This window comes from Leifsonia sp. Y878 (assembly GCF_057669685.1).
In genome coordinates, this window is the sequence record NZ_JBYHFS010000004.1 from 102,711 (window position 1) to 122,346 (window position 19,636).

Sequence of the window (19,636 nt, forward strand, 5' to 3'; positions counted from 1 at the left end):
GTCCTTGACGACTGATCGTTCGTGATTTCACTGCCGGCGATACCGATAGTCACGCGTGTTCGAGGCGGGCCCCTCGAATGGCGGAAGTTTGCCGTCGATATGCCGCGAAATCCGAAATTTTTTAACGACGATGGTGAGCTTAGGATGGCTCTCAGCGAAGCGAAATTGCCCACTTTTGGAGTGTTTCACGTGAAACTACTGACTGAAATCTGCCGCGCGTGTTGCGCCGATCGCTATCGTGCCCGAGTTGAGAGACAGGGAGCTGCTACGGTTCGGCTATGCGAGCGAACCGGTTGCGGAGATTTGTCGGTGTAGTTATAGCGTCATCGGCTGCTGGTGCCGCCGTCGCCCTCTGGATCGTGGTTGGATTCAGTGCGCCGCAGGTCGGGGAGGTACCGAGCGTTGGCACCCTGTTCGGGGTGTGGCAGGTGTTCTACGACCCGGCGGCCCCCGCACCGTTGCTGATTCTCGCCGCGATTGCCTTGGCCGCACTGTTCGCCATCGGCATCGCGGTATTGGAGCGGAGAGCAGCGAGCAAGTCTCGCCGCTCCTCAAACAGGCACGCCACCCCGTTGGCACCCAAGGTCATCATGGCGTCCACTCGAGGTGTCTTCGCGGGCAAGGTCACTGTCACTGTGCTGATTCCGGCCTACAACGAGGCGGCGTCGCTGCCCATGACCTTGTCGTCGCTACACGCCCAATCCCATCGGCCGGAGCGCGTGATCGTCGTCGCCGACAACTGTACAGACACCACCGTTGCCCTCGCACTCCAGCATGGGGTTGAGGTTATTGAATCAGTCGGGAACACCGACAAGAAGGCGGGCGCCCTGAACCAGGCTCTTGCTCGGCTTCTCCCTGGGCAGGGAGACAATGACATTGTCATGGTGATGGACGCCGACACCACTCTCGACGATGGTTTCCTGGAAGAAGGGGTGAATCGGTTCACGTATGACCGCGCCCTGATGGCTGTCGGCGGGCTTTTCTACGGCGAAGATGGTTTCGGCCTACTTGGCCAGCTGCAGCGCAATGAGTACGTGCGGTACTCTCGCGAGATTGCACGGCGCCGCGGCCGTGTCTTTGTACTGACCGGCACCGCGTCCATGTTCCGGCCCGCCGCATTGCGTGCAGTGGCCGAGAGTCGTGGCGATATCATTCCGGGACGGCCCGGAGACGTGTACGACACCGCCGTGCTCACCGAAGACAATGAGCTCACGATCGCCCTCAAGTCGCTGGGCGCTCTGATGACCTCACCAAAGAAGTGCTCGGTGGTTACCGAGCTGATGCCAACGCCGGCGGCACTGTGGAAGCAGCGCTTGCGTTGGCAGCGTGGGGCTCTTGAGAACATCGGGTCCTACGGCATGACACTGGCGACCATGCGCTATTGGGCGCAGCAGCTCGGTATCGGTTATAGCGTGATCGCGCTGACGTCATTTCTGCTGCTCCTGCTAATTACCGTACTCGCGGTGGACGCCTGGGTATGGTTCCCGTTCTGGCTGGGCGTCGGCACCATCTTCCTTGTGGAACGCCTCGCGACCGTATGGAAGGGTGGCTGGCGGGCGCGACTGCTCGCGTTACTGCTGCTGCCAGAGCTGCTTTTCGATATGTTACTCAACCTGGTCTACGTCAAGGGAATCATCGACATCACCCTCGGCAGGAAGGCTGCGTGGGATCACGTGCCGCACACGTCGTCGCCAGACGAGCCACCTCGGATTGACCCCCTGAGTACATCGTTGCCAGAGGGAGGAAGAGCGTGATGCCACTCGTGTTCCCCGCTGGCATTCTGCTTCCGACATCCACTCTGACCTCCCCACTGTTCGCCCACTTCGCTACCTTCGTTGCAGTCAACACGGTGATCTACGTCGCACTGTCGCTCGCTAAGATCCTGCCCAAGGTGTACTTCACCGACTGGATATCGGGGAGCAATCGTCGCCGAGCGACCCGCAGCATCTATCCGGATGCGCCGGTATCCACCAAGCCGGCCGCGCGGAGATTCTGGCATCGATAACAGTCGAATGTTTCACGTGAAACAGCACGGACTGAAGGTCCGCCGTGTTTCACGTGAAACGGTCCCGCCGCACCGCGTGGCATGATTCAGCCTTGATGTTTCACGTGAAACCATGCCGGACCCCGGAATCGCCACCTGGCACCGCTGCGCCACCCGGCCCCACTCCCCCACTCCCCCACTCCCCCCCCGCCTCCCGGCGCCGAGTACAACAGTGCGATGTTTCACGTGAAACGAGACCGTGCGCCCCTAACGAAATCGCTCCCCGCCGCCAGGCTAGAACCTGGGCGAGCGGGGAGCGTTCAGTGGATGCGGTACAGACGAGGCGGGAGCTGGTCTAGTTGCTGCTTTCATTGATGGCGGCGAAAGCCAGTGCGGAATAGACATCGCCGAGCGTCTGGCTTGAGGCCTCGATGCACAGCGGAACCAGCGACGTTTCCGTGAGGCCGGGGAGCACGTTCGCCTCCAGGAACCAGGGAGTGCCGTCTTCGTCGACAATCATGTCGATGCGTGAGATGTGTCGCAGCCCCAGCAGGGAATGAATCGCGACGGCGGACTCTCCGACGAGCTCTGCGAGCTCGGGCGAGATGCGTGCTGGTGCATAGAATTGCGTCTCCCCGGCGTTGTAGCGCGCCTCGAAGCTGTAGACGCCACTGAGAGGCACGATCTCGACAGCAGGCAGGGCGATGGGCCCCTCCCCCGTGTCTATGACGGCTATGGCCAGCTCAGTGCCCACTACGCGGCGCTCAATGAGCGCATTGTCGGAGTAGGTGAAGGCATCCACCATCGCGCGGGGCAGACCGGCAACACCTTCGACGATCGTCACACCCTGGGCTGATCCACCCTCAGCGGGCTTGACCACGAGTTCTGTGCCGAGTGCGGCGATGACGTTCTCGAGCACGTTCGCCGCACCGAGGTCGCGGAAGGTCTCCTTCGACAGGGCGATCGACTGTGGCGTGGCAAAACCGGCGCGGCGAACGAGTTCCTTCGCCGTTGGCTTCGACCAGGCAAGACGTGCAGCGTGGCCCTCAGAACCCACGAACGGAATTCCGGTGGTGGCGAGGAGGGAACGCAACGCGCCATCTTCGCCGCTGGCCCCGTGCAGGGCCGGCCAAATGACATCCGGCCTCGCCGTTTTGAGGAAGCCCAGCAGGGACGCGTCTGGGTCGACGATCGTGACGCGATGGCCGAGCCCGGTGAGGGAATCGGAAACGCGGCGACCCGAGCGCAATGACACATCACGCTCGTGGGAAATGCCACCGGCCAGTACGACGATGTTGAGAGCCGTGAATTCGCTCATATTCAGGGTTATTCCTTGCTCTGAAAGGGGTCGGAACCGATTAGGAGATGTTGGGCGGCGGGGCACTGAATCGACGTCGGTCGTCGACGGCGCTGAGCGTTCCGGTACCGGCAAACGTGTCGAGGAGGTCGAGCTCACTGCGAATGACCGTGGCAAGGCGACGGATGCCGAGGCGAATGCTTTCGGGAGTCGGGTAACAGAACGACAATCGCATGTTCTGTCGCCCGTCGCCATCGGCGAAGAACGCCGTACCGGGGGTATAGGCAACGAGTTCCTTGACAGCACGCGGGAGCATGGCCTTCGAATCCAGCTGCTCCGGCATGGTCACCCAGACGTAGAAGCCACCGTTCGGGTTGGTCCAGCTGAGCTCCGGCAGGTACTCGTCGAGTGCGGAGAGCATGGCGTTCTTGCGCTCGTGGTAGACGCTGCGGAAGGTGTTGATCTGTCCCTTCCAGTCGGCGGTGGACAGGTACTCCGAGATCACCAGCTGGCTGAAGGAACTGGGCGAGAGCACGGCGGCCTCGTTGGCGAGGACGAGCTTCTCCCTGATGGCATGCGGGGCCAGCGCCCATCCCACCCGGAACCCGGGAGCGAGTGTCTTGGAGAAGGTGCCTAGGTAAACGACGCCGTCCTGTTCGAGCGAGCGCATGGCATCCGGTGCCGGCTGGTCGAAATAGAGCAGGCCATACGGGTTGTCCTCGAGCACCAGGATATTGTTCGACTTGGCGATCTCGAGGATCTCAACGCGTCGTTCCCAGCTGAGGGTCACCCCGGCCGGGTTGTGGAAGCTGGGGATCGTGTAGAGGAACTTCATGTTCTTGCCTGCGGCCTTGAGGCTGGCGATGCGCTCACGAAGAGCCTCTGGAATGAGGCCGTGCTCGTCCATGGGAACGTGCTCGACCTCGGCCTGGTACGACTTGAAGATCACCATTGCGGTGACGTAACTCGGACCCTCGGAGAGCACGACGTCTCCCGGGTCGAGGAAGAGCTTGCTGACGAGTTCCAGTGCGTGCTGGGACCCGGTGGTGACCACGACATCGTCAGCGTGCGCTCGAATGCCTTCCAGGGCCATGACCTCGAGAATCTGCTCACGAAGCTCGGGAACTCCCTGACCAGAGCCATATTGCAGCGCAACGGCGCCCTGCTCGACCATGACGCGATCCATGGCGTTGATCACCAGGTCCTGCGGCAGCGCGGCAACGTATGGCATGCCGCCGGCGAGCGAGACCACCTCAGGGCGGGAGGCGACGGCGAAGAGCGCGCGCACCTCTGAGGCACGGAGGCCGGCGGCTCGTTCGGCGTAGTGGTGATACCACGGGTCGAGGTTGGTTCCGGCCTGGGGGGCGCCCTGATCTGTCACTTCACTTCCGTCCTGGTGAGGGTTCAATGCTATTCCTAGTCGGCGACGCGCTTGGCCGCGTGGCCGGTGTGGTCTGCCTGGGTACAAAAAACCCCGCCCGGCTTGCGCCGGACGGGGTTTCTGAAACCGGTCGGCTACGCGAGGTAGGCGGCCAGGTCGGCTTCGAGGGCAGGCTTCGGCTTGGCGCCGATGACGGTCTTGACGACCTCGCCCTTCTGGAACACCTTCATCGCGGGGATGGAGGTGATCTGGTACTTCGCTGCCAGGGCAGGGTTGTCGTCAACATTGAGCTTGACGATGTCGATCTTGTCGGCGTGCTCAGAAGCGATCTGGTCAAGGATCGGGCTGACGGCGCGGCAGGGGCCACACCACTCTGCCCAGAAGTCGACCAGAACGGTCTTCTCGTTGTTGATGACTTCCTGGTCGAAGGTTGCGTCGGTGACAGCGCGAGCAGTCATGTAATTCTCCTTAGTTGGTAAGTGTTGCGAGTTCAGTTTCGCCAGCCGAGGCCAGCAGGTCTTTGGGGAGGGATGCCAGGTACTGCTCGGCGTCGAGAGCTGCGACGGTCCCAGAGGCCGCGGCCGTGACAGCCTGGCGGTAGTGCGGGTCGATGACGTCTCCGGCAGCGAAGACACCGGCCTGGCTGGTGCGTGAGGATCGCCCCTCAACGGCGATGGTGCCATCGTCGGTGAGGTCGAGCTTGCCATGCACCAGGTGGGTGCGCGGGTCGTTGCCGATTGCGACGAAGAGCCCGCCAATTTCGAGGGGCTTCTCCTCACCGGACACCGTGTCGCGGAGCACGAGGCCATCGACGGCCTCTTCGCCGGTGATGCCGGCCACTTCCGCGTTCCAGACGAACTCGATCTTCTCGTTCGCAAACGCACGGTCCTGCATGATCTTGGAGGCGCGCAGGGTGTCCTTGCGGTGAATGACGTTCACCTTGCTGGCGAAGCGCGTCAGGAAGGTAGCCTCCTCCATCGCGGAGTCTCCCCCGCCGACGACGGCGATGACCTTGTCCTTGAAGAAGAACCCGTCGCAGGTCGCACACCACGAGACGCCGCGGCCGGACAGGCGCTCTTCGTCGTCCAGTCCGAGCTTGCGGTACGCAGACCCTGTGGCGAAGATCACGGCAAGGGCTTCGTGCTTCTCGCCGGAGCCCAGCGTGATCGTCTTGATGTCGCCGTCGAGGTCGACGTGCGTGACGTCGTCGTAGACAACCTCAGTGCCGAACCGCTCAGCCTGCTCCTGCATCTTGGTCATGAGTTCGGGGCCCTGAATGCCCTCGGGGAATCCGGGGAAGTTTTCCACTTCCGTCGTATTCATCAACTCGCCGCCGGCTTCCACCGAACTGGCGATGAGGAGCGGGTTGAGGTTGGCACGCGCAGCGTAGATGGCCGCCGTGTATCCCGCAGGACCGGAGCCGATGATGATGATTTGGCGCACGCGCACTCTCCTTGAAATCGTGGGCGGGATGACCTCATGCTCATCCCACTGCCCGGTACAACACATCCTAATCGGATGGTATTCCGCACTTGCTGGGCATCTGATGGCCCGCACAGGCTGTGGGGAGGCGCGACCAGTGGGGATTGGCTTAGTGGCGGAAACGGGCCAACAGCGGGTCGGTGAAGGCTTTGAGCTCGCTCGTACGCATCAACATGAGAATCCCGAAGTACGACAACGCCATGACCAGGCCAATCGCAACCATCGAGACGATGGCGGTAAAGACACCCGAAACGGCAAAACCGCCCTCGCGAGTGCCACCCAGCAGCACCAGCACCCATACGCCGAGGGCAACCGGGATGATTGCGGCAACGAAGTATTTGGTCAGGCTCTGCAGGATGCGTCTGCCGTCGATGCCGCCGATCTTCTTGCGCAGCAGGAAGGCCGCAAGAATTGCCTGGGCAATACCGGAGACCGTGACCACCAGCGCAATACCGGCTGCGATCCACTCCACCGGCAGCAGCTGGCAGGCGAGCACGCCGATGACGATGAGCACGCTCTGGAAGAGCGTGAAGAAGAACGGGGTGCGGGTGTCGCTGAGGGCGTAGAAGGTGCGCTGAAGCACGAACAATACGCAGAAGGCGACGAGTCCGAGCACGTAGGCGATGATCACGTTTCCCGTGGCCTGGACCTGCACGAACTCCCCGTGCACGAAGACTGCGGCGAACGGATAGGCGCAGACAATGATCACGGCCGACGCGATCATGATGATCAGCGAGGTGCCCCGGATGGCAGACGATGCGTCGGCGCGAACCAAATCAAGCTTGTGGATCGCCGCGTGCTCACTCATCCGGGTGAAGTAGGCGGTGGCCACCGACACGGTGATGACCGAGTGCGGGAGCATGAAGATGAGCCAGGCGGTGTTGAGCACCTGCACGGATGCTGTGCTGTCGGTCGAGGCGATCGTCGCGACCTGAGTCTCGACGATTCCGGCGATGGTGGTCAGGATGAGCATGCCGAAGGTCCAGCCGGCCATCTTTCCGGCAGTTCCGAGACCGACGCCACGCCAGTGGAAGTCCGGGCGATAGCGCAGCCCGATGCGACGCCAGAAGTAGTAGAGCACGACGGCCTGCACCAGCACGCCGAGCGTTGCGCTGCCTGCGAGCACGGCGATCATCAATGGCGAGAAGTCGGTTGCGAGCCGCGCACCGGTCGGGTCTGCACCGAACATGAGGGCGAAGACGCCGAGGCCGGCGATGGCCACCACATTGTTGAGCACGGGAACCCAGGTGTACGGGCCGAACGACTTGCGCGCATTCAGGACCTCCCCCAGCACCGTGTAGAGCCCGTAGAAGAAGATCTGCGGAAGGCACCAGTAGGCAAAGGCAATCGCCAGCGACAGGGTCTCTGGCGGAAGATTCGAGCCCCAAATCGGCGTGAGCACCGGGGCGAGCAGGGTTGCCACGATTGTCGTTGCGCCGAGAATGACGAGAGCGACGGTGAGCAGCTTGTTGATGTATGCCGTGCCACCGTCGGCGTGCAGGGCTGCCCTCACGATTTGCGGAACCAAGACGGCGGTCAGCACACCGCCGGCCACGATCACATAGACGGTATTCGGAAGCTGGTTGGCGACCGCGAAGGCGTTGGTGCTCTGGCCAAAGAGACCGATCACCTGGGCGAGAACCCAGAGCTTCACGAAGCCCAGGATGCGCGACACGATCGTTCCTGAGGCCAGGAAGACGCTGGCGCGACCGATGCTGCCTGTCTTACTCACGGGTGTCGTCTGCCTTACCGTTCGTGACACGGGGGTCCTCATCCTTCGTGGGGGCTGCGAACAGCGATGCAGGAACGTCTGTAACCGGGTTATCAGGTGTCGGAGTGGAGTCGACGGTGTCGGCATCCGCTTTGTGCTTGCGGCGGCCGGTGATGTTGCGCCACACGCCGTAGCCGAAGAACAGCACGACAGCGATGCCGAAGATCAGGGCGCCAACGCCTTCCCATTCGGCCTGCACGTTGACGTCGATCAGCACTGGTTCGCCGAGCTGCACGCCGGTCGGCGAGTAGACGATGGCGCGCAGGGTGACATCGCCGTTTCCGACCTTGGCACTCACGGGGATCTTGATCGTGCGGCCTGAGTTGGCGTCAATGGTCTCTTCGACCTCGTCGCCGACCACGAGCCGGGCATTCGAGGGAACCAGTGCCAGCCGCACCGAGACCGCCTGGTCGAAGTCGTTGGTCAGGGTGATGGGAATGTCGACCTGTGACGCGAGCACATTGATGGGGCCCTTGGTGGTCACCACGACGGAATCGAGCACGCTGCGCGCATCGGTCAGGTTGGTGCCGACGGCGGCTGTCCATGCGTCCTGGTCGCTGGTCCATGACGTGGCGAACAGGGCGAGGTGCGCGAGGCGTTCTGGTGCGGTCAGGGCAAGCGGGTCTGCGATGGCCGTGGAGAACTGGGTGAGCGCGCTTTCGCTGTCGACCAGGCGCTTGCCGAGCTCGACCCTGGTCGCGTCTTCCGACTCACCCTGGAAGGTGGCACTGGTGTCAGCGGGCGACGCGATCGCCTGTTCAAGAGTGGCGGATGCCTGCCACGGAATAGACGACAGTGTTGCGATGGTCTGGGTGAGCCGCGTGGCGGTCTGTGGCCATCCCCGGTCGAGGGCCGCCAGAACTGTTTGTGTGGTTCCGTACTGGTTTGCGGCTGCGACAGCGAGCTCTGAGAATGCCTCTGCGATGTGTGCGTGCCACTCCTCGTCGGTCGAGGCCATCACGGCTCCGCTGATCGCGGATGACAGGGTGTCAGAGGCGACCAGGCCGACACCGCCATCGACGGTTACCGTCGCGGATGGCGTGACCGATGTGTCGGAACGTGCCACCTGCGACGAGGACAGGAGCGTCGTCGTGAGGCCGCTTGCCGCGAAAACATCGAGGTCAGCCGCGGAAACGCTTGCGGATGCCGGCCAGCCGACAGTGGTGCTCGTGTAGTTCCAGGCCAGGAGATCCTGGGCCGTTGGCAGCGCCGGTCCGGCGTTCGGGTCATCCGATGGCACCGGGGTTGGCGTGGGGGTGGCAGTGGGAGTGGTGACTGTCTCTGTCGCGCTGTGGCCCTGAGGGGACAGTCCGCGGATACCAAGGCCCTGCGGCAGTGAACTCTGCTCTTCGGATTCGATTTCGGCGGCAGGGGCGGCAGGAACCGGTGTCTCGAAGGCGGCGGGATCCAGCGCGAAGTCAAAGGAGAGGGGGCCCTGGAGGAGGCCGCTCGTCTGTGCCTCGAGTGCGATGTCTGCATCCGCATACTGCAAGGGGAATGTCTCATTCGTGGCGTGAGCCAGGCGGTCGAGCCAGCCGAGAGCCGACACCGGCGCTTCGCTGCCGAGAATGCGGATCGACGCAATGATCATGGGATCGATGCCGAGCGCGACGGGCGTATTGATCACGCCATCGAGCTGCCGTGTGAGTAGCCCTGTCGGGCTCGTGTACGTCTCCAGAGCGGTCGCCGGAATGATCCCCACGCTCCCGGCCGGTGTCGTGATGGGCATGACGACGCTGAAGTTCACCGGTGTAACCGACTGAGCCGGGTACCAGACGAAGGTGCTGCGGCCCTCGGCGGTCGTTTCACCGTCGACGGTGAGCCTGGCTGCGATGCCGCGGGCCCCCCATCCGTTTTCATCTGTCAGGCCGAGCGCGGCGGAGGGAACAGTGACCGTCACAACCGACGAGTTACCGGGGAGGATCTCGACGGCCGTAGACGAGGTGACCAGCAGGTCGCCATTCGCCTCTGTCTCCGGGTCGAGCCAGGCGTCGAGCGCTGTCTGGGTGGTCAGCGCGCGGCCGGCCAAATAAATACCGAGATCTCCGGAGTTGACCGCATCCGTGCCGCCGTTGGTGATGGTGGCCGTCACAGCCAAATCCTGGCCGGGCTGAACGACGGGCGAACCGGCAGGGGCAAGTTCGACGGTAACGAGGTCATCGCCGGCAGTCGTCGCCAGGGGGGCCTGGGCCTCTGTCGCAACGACAGGGCTGGCCGCAACGGCAGACGCCGGAACGAATCCGAGTCCTGGGGCGGCAAGCGCGAGTGAAAGCACGGCGATCAGCTTCACGGCAAAGCGGGGCGACAAACGCCGGGTGCCGGGCAGTGCAAACAGGGAGAGTGCAGGCTGACGCGCAGGAATTGACTCGTCCACCATGCAGGCGATTCTATGGTGTGTAGCCAGTGAGAAGCCTGCGCGCGGCCGTCAGTCGTTCCGTGCAGCAACTAACATGGGGGTCATGCAGAGCGTCGCGGCAGCCCTCGCGCGACTGGGCGACCTGGCTGCCACCCCCACCGTTTCCCGTTTAGCGAACGCATTTTCGGATGCAGGTCACGAGCTTGCGCTCGTCGGCGGACCGGTCAGGGACGCGTTCCTCGACAGGCCGATCAATGACCTCGATTTCACAACGGATGCCACGCCAGACGAAATCCTAGCCATCGTCAAGCCCATCGCCGAAGGGCACTGGGACATCGGTCGCGCATTCGGCACCATCGGCGCCAAGGTCGCCGGCGAAACCGTTGAGATCACCACGTATCGCGCAGACAGCTACGACGGTGAGACGCGGAAGCCCGACGTTGTCTTCGGCAAGAGTCTCGAAGACGACCTGGTGCGCCGCGACTTCACGGTGAACGCCCTCGCGCTGCGCCTGCCCGAAATGACACTCGTTGATCCGTCTGGCGGAATCGACGACCTCATCTCCCAGATCCTTCGCACTCCGACGACGCCGGAGGTCTCCTTCGGCGACGATCCCCTGCGCATGATGCGGGCCGCACGGTTCACCTCGCAGCTTGGCTTCACGCTGGAAATCGACACCGCAATTGCGATGGAGGCCATGGCCGATCGCATCCGCAATATCTCTGTCGAGCGCGTTGCAGAAGAGATCTCGAAGCTGCTGAAGTCCGACTCCCCTCGTGCGGGCATTGAGCTGCTCGTCGACTCTGGGTTGGCCGACATCGTGCTGCCTGAGATTCCCGCGCTGCGTCTCGAAGTGGACGAGCACCACCACCACAAGGACGTCTACCAGCACAGCCTGACCGTGCTCGAGCAGGCGATCGGGTACGAGAAGTCCCGCGGCAACCTCGACAGCCCCGACCTCATCCTGCGCCTGGCCGCGCTGTTCCACGACATCGGAAAGCCGGCTACGCGGAAGCTCGAGCCGGGCGGAGTCGTCAGTTTCTACCACCACGACGTTGTCGGCGCCAAGCTCGCGAAGCGTCGCCTCAAGGCGTTGCGCTTCGACAACGAGACCATTAACTCTGTGTCGCGCCTGATCGACCTGCATCTGCGCTTCTTCGGCTACACCGAGGGTGCCTGGACCGATTCGGCCGTGCGCCGCTACGTGCGGGATGCCGGTGACCAGCTTGAGCGGTTACACATTCTGACGCGAGCGGATGTCACCACGCGCAACAGGCGCAAGGCCGACCGACTGGGCTTCGCCTACGACGATCTTGAGCAGCGGATCGCCGAACTCGCGGAACAAGAGGAGATGGCGGCCGTTCGCCCCGACCTCGACGGCGAGCAGATCATGAAGATCCTGGGCGTGAAGCCAGGACCGGAGGTTGGCGAGGCCTACCGCTATCTGCTGGAGCAGCGGCTCGACGATGGCCCGCTCGGTGACGAGGAAGCCACGAAGCGCCTGCTGGCCTGGTGGGCCGACCGCAACGCGGGGGCGACCGAGACCAGAGACGCCTGATCCGTCGCGCCTGGTCTGTCGTGTCTGAGCCTGGCCATCGCCTCCGCTCCCACTTAGGCGCACCGTGTGTGCGCCGCATCCGCTGCGTTGATGGACACCCTCGAACGTAACCTTGCTACCCAGTTACTCAGTTACGCCGAGTGTCGCCGTTAGTGCCGAGAGTCGCCGTTGCAACGGCGACTCTCGGTCGTAACGGCGATTGTCGGCGAAGGCAGAAGGCCACTCCCCTACCGGGCCGGCTTGCGTTCGATTCTGCACAGGATGTGCACAAGCGTCGCCCGCGCATGCGAACTCCGCGGAGCATTGCGTGATGAGTAAAGAGAGCCCTGGTTGGCGTCCGCTCCATTTCACGCGCGACGTGGCCGAGGCTGGCGGCAGCGGTCGCCAGCTCTATCGAGGTGTAGCGTCCGATCAGCTCGTCAAGCTCCGCCGTGGCGTCTTTGTCGGTGCAAGCGGATGGGATGACGTGAATGAGCGCGACAGGTACCTTCTGCGTATGCGCGCAGTCGCAGCAACGCGCGGTACCGTACCGATCTTCTCCCACCAATCAGCCGCGGTCATGTGGGGGCTGCCCATCATCGGACGGTGGCCGCAGGTCGCGCATGTGATGGCTGCCGGTCGCCTTGGGCTGCACTCGAAGAACGGCGTCACGGTGCACCACGACGCCATCGCCGACGGTGACATCGTGGTGATCGGCGGTCTGCACGTCACCTCGCTCGCCCGCACCCTTATCGACCTCGCACGCACGACGTCGTTTCTATCCGCGGTCGCCTCGCTCGACGTGGGAACGAAATCGTCAATCGAACTGCTGGACGATACCCGGCACCCGGGGGTCGAGCGCGAGCTACTGATTGCGCGCATTGCGGGTGAGAGGCCGATTCGTGGAACGAGATCCGCTCGCGTGGCGATTGCATTCAGCGACAATCGCTCCGCGTCACCGGGAGAGTCCCTCAGTCGTGGACAGATTCATCTGTGCGGCTTCCCGGCGCCAGAGCTCCAGGTTCGGTTTGTAAGCCCGGAGGGAATCGAAGACTTTGTGGACTTCCGCTGGCTGCAGAAGCAGGGGGATCGCACCTTGCAGCTCATTGGCGAGTTCGACGGTGAGGTGAAGTACACCCGCGGCGAATTCCTCAAGGGCCGGAGCCCAGCAGACGTGGTCGTAGCGGAGAAAATCCGGGAGGACCGATTGCGGGCGAACACCGGCCACGGCGTGGTCAGGTGGTTGTGGGGAACTGCGATGCGCAGGGATGAGCTTCGGAACATCCTTCTGCGCGCCGGACTCCGACCGCGGCCGGGGGCCGCGGTGGTGTGAGCGGCATCTGCTGCTGGCCGGTCAAGTGTCCAACGCCGCGCCCGCCCGTTTGTCGCATCGAGTGTCGCCGTTTGTGCCGAGAGCCGCCGTTATGACGGCGACACTCGGCACAAACGGCGATTCTCGGCGTAGGGCCGCGCCGCGACAACCTGGCGGCGGGCAACTGGTGGCGGCGCAGCCCGGCACCGGCGTGCCTGCCGACCACTCCCCCACCGGCACTAGGCCCACCGAGTCAACCGGCCCCCGCAGGTGGCGGTTCCCAGCTTCATCGGCTAGTCTTGGCAGGTTGTCTGCGTGCCGGATTCCCGGCCTCCGTTTACGACACATGCACAACCCTCCTGTTGCAGAAAGTCTGCAGCCGTTTTAGTCCGAAGGAGGTGGGTTAGTCATGCACCAGTACGAATTGATGGTTATCCTCGATCCCGAGATCGATGAGCGCACCGTAGCTCCCAGCCTTGACAAGTTCCTCAACGTTGTTCGCAACGCTGGTGGCACCATTGACAAGGTTGATGTTTGGGGTCGCCGCCGTCTCGCATACGAGATCAACAAGAAGTCAGAGGGCATCTACGCCGTCGTCGATTTCACCGCAAGCTCCGAAGCAACGGTCGAGCTCGACCGCCAGCTGTCGCTGTCTGAAGCTGTAATGCGCACCAAGGTGCTCCGTGCAGAAGAAGGCATCGCCCAGGTTGCTGTCGCCGCAAAGCTCGCCGAAGAGAAGGCCGCCCGCAAGGCTGCCAACCCTAAGGCTGCCGCTGCGAAGCCTGCTGCCGCTGAAGCTGAGCCTGCCGTTGCCGTTGCCGCCGACAAGGCAAGCGACAAGTAGCCCATGGCCGGCGAGACCGTAATTACCGTGGTGGGCAACCTCACCAGCGATCCGGAACTGCGTTACACGCAGGGCGGGCTGGCGGTTGCCAACTTCACCATTGCATCCACTCCGCGCAGTTTCGACCGCGCAGCAAACGAGTGGAAAGATGGCGAGGCGTTGTTCCTGCGCGCGAGCGTCTGGCGTGAATTCGCCGAGCACGTTGCCGGATCACTGACCAAGGGTTCCCGCGTTATCGCTACCGGGCGTCTCAAGCAGCGTTCGTATGAGACGAAGGAAGGTGAGAAGCGCACCAGCATGGAGCTCGAGATCGATGAGATCGGCCCAAGCCTGCGCTACGCAACCGCTTCCGTCACACGCGCGCAGTCGTCTGGTCCCCGAGGCGGCGCTCCTGCCGTCAGCGGTGGCGACGAGCCATGGGCAGCCAGTGCACCCGCCGCAACCGGCGGAGATGTCTGGAACACCCCTGGCAACTTCAGCGACGAGACACCCTTCTAAGCCGCGCTTAGCCGCTGGCTGAAAAAACACTTAAGAAAGCAAAGGAAATCATGGCTGGAAAGAGCAGCGGCGACCGCCGCAAGCCACTCCGCGGAGCCAAGGGTGGCAAGAACGCCGCCCCCGCGAAGTCGATCCGGGTCGGTGTCATCGACTACAAGGATGTCCCCACCCTCCGCAAGTTCATCTCCGAGCGTGGAAAGATTCGCGCCCGCCGCATCACTGGCGTCTCCGTCCAGGAGCAGCGCCTCATTGCCCGTGCTGTAAAGAACGCTCGCGAAATGGCCTTGCTGCCTTACGCTGGCTCAGGCCGGTAAGGAGCCCTCATATGTCGAAACTGATTCTGACGCACGAGGTCTCTGGCCTCGGCGCACCGGGCGACGTCGTTGACGTCAAGAACGGCTTTGCTCGTAACTACCTCGTTCCCCAGGGCTTCGCCGTGGCATGGACTCGCGGTGGCGAAAAGCAGATCGAACAGATCAAGGCCGCACGTGCAGCACGTGAGCACGCAACCCTCGAAGAGGCGCAGGCTCTCAAGGCTGCACTCGAGAACACCAAGGTCAAGCTGGTCGTCAAGACCGGTGCTGGCGGACGCCTGTTCGGCTCCGTCAAGACCACCGATGTCGCTGACGCTGTTGCTGCAGCCGGCCTCGGAACGATCGACAAGCGCAAGATCGAGCTCAGCCCGATCAAGCTGGTTGGCGAGCACGAGGCGACTGTTCGCCTCCGTGACGAGCTCAGTGCGACGATCACCCTTCAGGTTGTAGCTGCCAAGTAAGGCACCTGCGATCGATGTAGCGGCTGACCCCGATGGGGTCAGCCGCTACATCTCGTTAAGGGCCGGAAATAGGCCATTAGTGCACACGTTTGTACACAGGTTCGTTTCCATAGCATCAACTTTCAACACAGTATTGAAGTTTCTTTTTCCACACAGGTGTGGATCGTTTAATTGCCTGATCAAGTGGTAAATGTGGTGCCAATATTCTTTTCTATCCACAGGTGAGTGCACAGGTTGTGCACAACGCGTGCGGCGTTTCGCGCAGATTTTCCACAACGTTATCCACAGGGTGGTTTGGCTGTGGGGCATACCGCTCCGTAGGGTGACTTGAGCCACATCGGATGACGGTGTGCGCGGAGCGATCCCTGTCAGTGGTCGCTGGTAGAACTCAAGCAACACACAAGCAACACATAGAAGGAGGCGCGGAGTGTCGATAGCCCACCTCGGCCTGAACGATCAGCGCAGCGGATCGGAAACGCGACACACAGAGCGCACTCCCCCACACGACCTCCTCGCAGAGCAGAGTGCTCTCGGCGGAATGATGCTCAGCAAGGATGCTGTAGCGGATGTCGTCGAAACAGTTCGTGGCAACGACTTCTACATCCCCAAGCACGAGATCATCTACGACGCCCTGCTGTCGCTGTACTCGCGCGGAGAACCCACCGACGTCATCGCCGTCACCGACGAGCTCACCAAGATTGGCGAGCTGTCCCGTGCCGGCGGCGCGGAGTACCTCCACACACTCACCAGCCTCGTTCCCACGGCCGCCAACGCCGGCTTCTACTCGTCCATCGTCGCTGAGCGCGCGCTGCTGCGTCGCCTCGTCGAGGCGGGCACCCGCATTGTGCAAATGGGCTACGCCGGTGAGGGTGAAGTCCTCGACATCGTCAACAACGCCCAGGCCGAGATCTACTCGGTCACCGGCAACACCGAGACCGAAGACTACGTTCCGCTCACCGAGGCCGTCACGACGGCCATCGACGAGATTGAAGCTGCCAAGGGCAACGACGGATCGATGACCGGTGTCCCCACCGGGTTCGCCGAGCTCGACGAACTCACCAACGGCTTCCACGGTGGCCAGCTGATCATCGTCGCGGCTCGTCCGGCACTCGGTAAGTCAACGCTCGCGCTCGACTTCGCTCGCGCGGCATCCATCAAGAACGACATGCCCAGCATCTTCTTCTCGCTCGAAATGGGCCGCAGTGAAATTGCGATGCGTCTGCTCTCTGCTGAGGCATCCGTTCCGCTGCAGAGCATGCGTAAGGGTACGGTCGACACCCGCGACTGGACGACCATCGCGTCCACCCGTGGCCGCATCAACGATGCGCCGCTCTACATTGACGACAGCCCGAACATGACCCTGGTCGAGATTCGGGCCAAGTGCCGCCGCCTCAAGCAGCGCGTGGGCCTCAAGATGGTCATCATTGACTACCTGCAGCTGATGACATCCGGCAAGCGCGTTGAATCGCGTCAGCAGGAGGTCAGCGAGTTCTCGCGTGCGCTGAAGCTGCTCGCGAAAGAACTCCAGGTTCCCGTTATCGCGCTGTCACAGCTGAACCGTGGCCCTGAGCAGCGTGCAGACAAGATGCCCGCCATCTCCGACCTTCGAGAGTCCGGATCGCTCGAGCAGGACGCCGACATGGTCATCCTGTTGCACCGTGAGAGCGCTTACGAGAAGGACAACCCGCGTGCTGGGGAGGCCGACCTCATCGTGGCCAAGCACCGTAACGGTCCGACGCGTACCGTGACCGTGGCGTTCCACGGGCACTACTCGCGCTTTGCGGATATGGTGCCTGGCGCGTAGTTCTCGCCCGGTCCAGTTCCGTGGTGCCGCCATCGGATTACCATGAGCCATGGCTAGGTCGTCGGTCGGGCAACTCGGAGCAGAACTGGGCACGATGCCCGACTCGGAGCTGCTCGACTATCTGAGCCAGAATTCCGGGCTGCCTGGGCCGCGCGCAAACCTCACACTGGCTGATGCGTTCGCCACTGTGGCCAGTCGCGCACTCATTTTGCGAGTTGTCGATGCCGACGATGAGTACCTGCGCTTCTGCGGGACCGAAGCCATCGGTCGATTGTTGGTGGAGACCCCGACAGACTCCAACCTGCGTGCGCTGCTGCGCGAACGGGCAGCGGATGCCGCCTGGCGCGTTCGAGAAGGCGCGGCGCGGGCCCTGCAAATGGTCGGTGATCACGATCCGGTGCTACTGCGTGACATCGTGACAGGGTGGGCCGCAGACGACAGTCCTTGGGTGCGTCGAGCAGCGCTGGCGGGCGTGTGTGAACCTCGTCTCCTGAAGCAGCCGGAGACGGCGGAGCTGGCGCTCTGGGCCTGCGAGCGTGCGACCGAGTTCGTCACCCAGGTTCCGCTGCAGGAACGCCGCGACCCAGGAGTGCGCAACCTGCGCCAAGCGCTCGGCTATTGCTGGAGCGTCGCCGTGGCCGGGACTCCCGATAGGGGCTTGCCGCTATTTGAACAATTGCAGACATCGACGGATGCCGATGTGCGGTGGATTGTCGACTCCAACCTGAAGAAGGCACGTCTCAAGCGCCTAACTGAAGGCGCCTGACTGATGAGGTGTAGTTCACCCGGCGATCTGCGTTCCTCTTGCGCATTTGCGCACCACCGCTACTATCGAGCTATGTTCATTTCGCAGATTGTGGTCACGACCACGCCGGATTCTCTCCGGCGTGGTGACTGAGCACAGCTGCACACTCACGAAGCCCCGGGGACTCCCCCGGGGCTTCGTTGTTTCGTGGGGACTGCTCGGGCACGATGGAAGGCCCGCACATGGAACACAATCACCGCAGTCTCGGCCGCGAACTGCGCCTTTTCGACACCAAGCCGATCATCGGTGCCGGCCTGCCGCTGTGGTATCCGGCAGGTGCCGTCATCCGCTCAGAGCTCGAGCAACTCGCTCTTGAACAGGCGCTGACCTCTGGCTGTTAACGCGTCTACACCCCTGTGCTGGCGAAGCGGGAACTGTTTGAGCGGTCCGGTCACTGGGACAAGTTCTCCGCGGACATGTTCCCCGAGATGCTGGTCGGCGAGGAGAGCTTTGTGCTGCGCCCAGCGAACTGCCCACACCACACCCAGGTCTACGCAGCGGAGGGTCGCAGCTACCGCGACCTTCCGATCCGCCTTGCGGAGCTGGGCTCGATGTTCCGGAGCGAACTCTCTGGCAACCTCGGCGGGCTCAGCCGGGTGCGCCAGATCAACCTCGATGACGCCCACAGCTTCTGCCGCGAAGACCAGGTGGGAGCTGAGGTACTGCTTGCACTGCGGGCCATCCGGCGCAGCTACGACATCCTGGGCATCGAGATTGCCTACTACCGACTCTCCCTGCGAGGGGCGGCCGGCGACCCCGCTGACGACGGCGGTTTCGTGGGGAGCGACGACCAGTGGGAGCGAGCCGAACTCCACCTCCGAGCGGCGTTGGCGGAGTTTGGCGCACCCTATGTGGACGCACCGGGCGAAGCGGCCTTCTATGGGCCGAAGATCGATGTGCAGGTCATCGATGCGAACGGCAAAGAGGAAACCCTCTCCACCGTGCAGGTCGACTACAACCAGCCAGAACGCTTCGACCTGCAGTACACCGACGAGCAGGGCAAGAAGGTGCGCCCGGTGATGATCCACCGGGGCTTGCTCAGCTCCATGGAGCGGATGACTGCGCTGCTGATCGAGAGATATGACGGTCGGCTGCCGACCTGGCTCGCACCTGTGCAGGTGCGGGTGCTGCCGGTCAGTGCTGCGCGCCATGGCGAGGCCGCGCATGCCGCCTGGGAGGAGTTGCGTGCCGCAGGAATCCGCGCCGAGATCTCTGACCGCGGCAGCTTGGGGTCGAGGATCAGGGATTCTCGGGCATCGCGTGACCCGTATCAGGCGATTATCGGCGATGTGGAGAGCGCGGAGCGAAGTGTGAGTATCAACGCTCCGGGCTTGGCGATGACCGGAAAGCTGCCCCTTACGGACTGTGTGGAGCGGATGCAGGCAGAGATTCGCGATCGCTGCATCGAGCGTTCGGTGCTCGATGCAGCAACTTCGGTCGCCGTCTAGCGCTCAGGGACGATCACCCGGAAACCGAGACCGTCGACGGTTGACTCCCCGTCGACGGTTTCGCCCGTCTGCGCATCAGTGGTGTCCGGACTTGGGTCGACGTAGGCCGAGCACCACCAGGATAATGCCGACGACTGCGACGATCAGCCCGATGAAGAGCCACGTTCGGTTGCCGGTCATGAAACTTCCCGGAATCAGGTTCATTCCCTGCCCGGCGAATACTCCACCAATGATCACCGCGATCACACCGGTGGTGATGAGGGCGGTGCGTCCGACTTTGCTGTTCATGTTGCCCAACGTACCCGTGCCACGTCGTCACCTCTGGACGGGTTGGGCGTTGAA

The 19,636-nt window shown here is 63.0% G+C and carries 19 protein-coding genes; 12 read left to right on the forward strand and 7 right to left on the reverse strand.

Features of this window, described 5'->3' with window-relative positions; translation table 11 throughout:
- Window positions 1–278 precede the first annotated feature (278 nt).
- Both AC25Y4_RS13790 and AC25Y4_RS13795 read left to right on the forward strand, forming a co-directional pair.
- Window positions 279–1,754 (forward strand): glycosyltransferase family 2 protein, encoded by a 1,476-nt coding sequence (locus AC25Y4_RS13790; RefSeq protein ID WP_488120995.1) that lies wholly within the window; start codon window positions 279–281, stop codon window positions 1,752–1,754.
- Window positions 1,754–2,005 (forward strand): hypothetical protein, encoded by a 252-nt coding sequence (locus AC25Y4_RS13795; RefSeq protein ID WP_488120996.1) that lies wholly within the window; start codon window positions 1,754–1,756, stop codon window positions 2,003–2,005. The genes AC25Y4_RS13790 and AC25Y4_RS13795 overlap by 1 nt, the downstream gene beginning before the upstream one ends.
- Before the next feature lie 334 nt (window positions 2,006–2,339).
- Here the strand turns inward: AC25Y4_RS13795 and AC25Y4_RS13800 are convergent, their stop codons facing one another.
- From AC25Y4_RS13800 to AC25Y4_RS13825, 6 genes are all read right to left on the reverse strand, one after another.
- Window positions 2,340–3,302 (reverse strand): D-alanine--D-alanine ligase family protein, encoded by a 963-nt coding sequence (locus AC25Y4_RS13800; RefSeq protein WP_488120997.1) that lies wholly within the window; start codon window positions 3,300–3,302, stop codon window positions 2,340–2,342.
- 40 nt (window positions 3,303–3,342) lie between these two features.
- Entirely contained in the window at window positions 3,343–4,662 is a 1,320-nt protein-coding gene (locus tag AC25Y4_RS13805; protein WP_488120998.1) for an aminotransferase-like domain-containing protein, read from the reverse strand.
- Window positions 4,663–4,796: 134 nt separating this feature from the next.
- The gene (gene trxA, locus AC25Y4_RS13810; protein ID WP_488120999.1) at window positions 4,797–5,120 is read right to left on the reverse strand and encodes a thioredoxin; all 324 of its coding nucleotides are present in this window, start codon (window positions 5,118–5,120) and stop codon (window positions 4,797–4,799) included.
- A 10-nt stretch (window positions 5,121–5,130) separates the two neighbouring features.
- Window positions 5,131–6,105, reverse strand: coding sequence for a thioredoxin-disulfide reductase (gene trxB / locus AC25Y4_RS13815; protein ID WP_488121000.1), 975 nt, complete (start codon window positions 6,103–6,105; stop codon window positions 5,131–5,133).
- 148 nt (window positions 6,106–6,253) lie between these two features.
- On the reverse strand, window positions 6,254–7,876 hold the full coding sequence (gene murJ / locus AC25Y4_RS13820; protein ID WP_488121001.1) for a murein biosynthesis integral membrane protein MurJ: 1,623 nt from the start codon (window positions 7,874–7,876) through the stop codon (window positions 6,254–6,256).
- A complete protein-coding gene (locus AC25Y4_RS13825; RefSeq protein ID WP_488121002.1) occupies window positions 7,869–10,292 on the reverse strand; it encodes a DUF6049 family protein in 2,424 nt (807 codons plus the stop codon). The genes murJ and AC25Y4_RS13825 overlap by 8 nt, the downstream gene beginning before the upstream one ends.
- 82 nt (window positions 10,293–10,374) lie before the next feature.
- Between AC25Y4_RS13825 and AC25Y4_RS13830 the strand changes: the two genes are divergently transcribed.
- The 10 genes from AC25Y4_RS13830 (at window position 10,375) to AC25Y4_RS13875 (ending at window position 19,294) form a co-directional block, all read left to right on the forward strand.
- Entirely contained in the window at window positions 10,375–11,829 is a 1,455-nt protein-coding gene (locus AC25Y4_RS13830) for a CCA tRNA nucleotidyltransferase (RefSeq protein ID WP_488121003.1), read from the forward strand.
- A 310-nt stretch (window positions 11,830–12,139) separates the two neighbouring features.
- Complete coding sequence (locus AC25Y4_RS13835; protein WP_488121004.1) at window positions 12,140–13,141, forward strand: hypothetical protein; 1,002 nt, start codon at window positions 12,140–12,142, stop codon at window positions 13,139–13,141.
- 388 nt (window positions 13,142–13,529) lie between these two features.
- On the forward strand, window positions 13,530–13,964 hold the full coding sequence (gene rpsF, locus AC25Y4_RS13840; protein WP_488121005.1) for a 30S ribosomal protein S6: 435 nt from the start codon (window positions 13,530–13,532) through the stop codon (window positions 13,962–13,964).
- Window positions 13,965–13,967: 3 nt separating this feature from the next.
- A complete protein-coding gene (locus tag AC25Y4_RS13845) occupies window positions 13,968–14,462 on the forward strand; it encodes a single-stranded DNA-binding protein (protein WP_488121006.1) in 495 nt (164 codons plus the stop codon).
- A gap of 50 nt (window positions 14,463–14,512) precedes the next feature.
- On the forward strand, window positions 14,513–14,776 hold the full coding sequence (rpsR, locus tag AC25Y4_RS13850) for a 30S ribosomal protein S18 (RefSeq protein ID WP_035835236.1): 264 nt from the start codon (window positions 14,513–14,515) through the stop codon (window positions 14,774–14,776).
- 11 nt (window positions 14,777–14,787) lie between these two features.
- Window positions 14,788–15,237, forward strand: coding sequence for a 50S ribosomal protein L9 (gene rplI / locus AC25Y4_RS13855; protein WP_488121007.1), 450 nt, complete (start codon window positions 14,788–14,790; stop codon window positions 15,235–15,237).
- 427 nt (window positions 15,238–15,664) lie between these two features.
- Complete coding sequence (dnaB, locus tag AC25Y4_RS13860; protein WP_488121008.1) at window positions 15,665–17,041, forward strand: replicative DNA helicase; 1,377 nt, start codon at window positions 15,665–15,667, stop codon at window positions 17,039–17,041.
- 49 nt (window positions 17,042–17,090) lie between these two features.
- On the forward strand, window positions 17,091–17,807 hold the full coding sequence (locus AC25Y4_RS13865) for a HEAT repeat domain-containing protein (protein WP_488121009.1): 717 nt from the start codon (window positions 17,091–17,093) through the stop codon (window positions 17,805–17,807).
- Between the two features lie 221 nt (window positions 17,808–18,028).
- On the forward strand, window positions 18,029–18,187 hold the full coding sequence (locus AC25Y4_RS13870; protein ID WP_488121010.1) for a hypothetical protein: 159 nt from the start codon (window positions 18,029–18,031) through the stop codon (window positions 18,185–18,187).
- Between the two features lie 15 nt (window positions 18,188–18,202).
- On the forward strand, window positions 18,203–19,294 hold the full coding sequence (locus tag AC25Y4_RS13875) for an aminoacyl--tRNA ligase-related protein (protein ID WP_488121011.1): 1,092 nt from the start codon (window positions 18,203–18,205) through the stop codon (window positions 19,292–19,294).
- A gap of 75 nt (window positions 19,295–19,369) precedes the next feature.
- Here AC25Y4_RS13875 and AC25Y4_RS13880 read toward each other — a convergent pair whose 3' ends face one another.
- The gene (locus tag AC25Y4_RS13880) at window positions 19,370–19,582 is read right to left on the reverse strand and encodes a hypothetical protein (protein WP_488121012.1); all 213 of its coding nucleotides are present in this window, start codon (window positions 19,580–19,582) and stop codon (window positions 19,370–19,372) included.
- Window positions 19,583–19,636 lie beyond the last annotated feature (54 nt).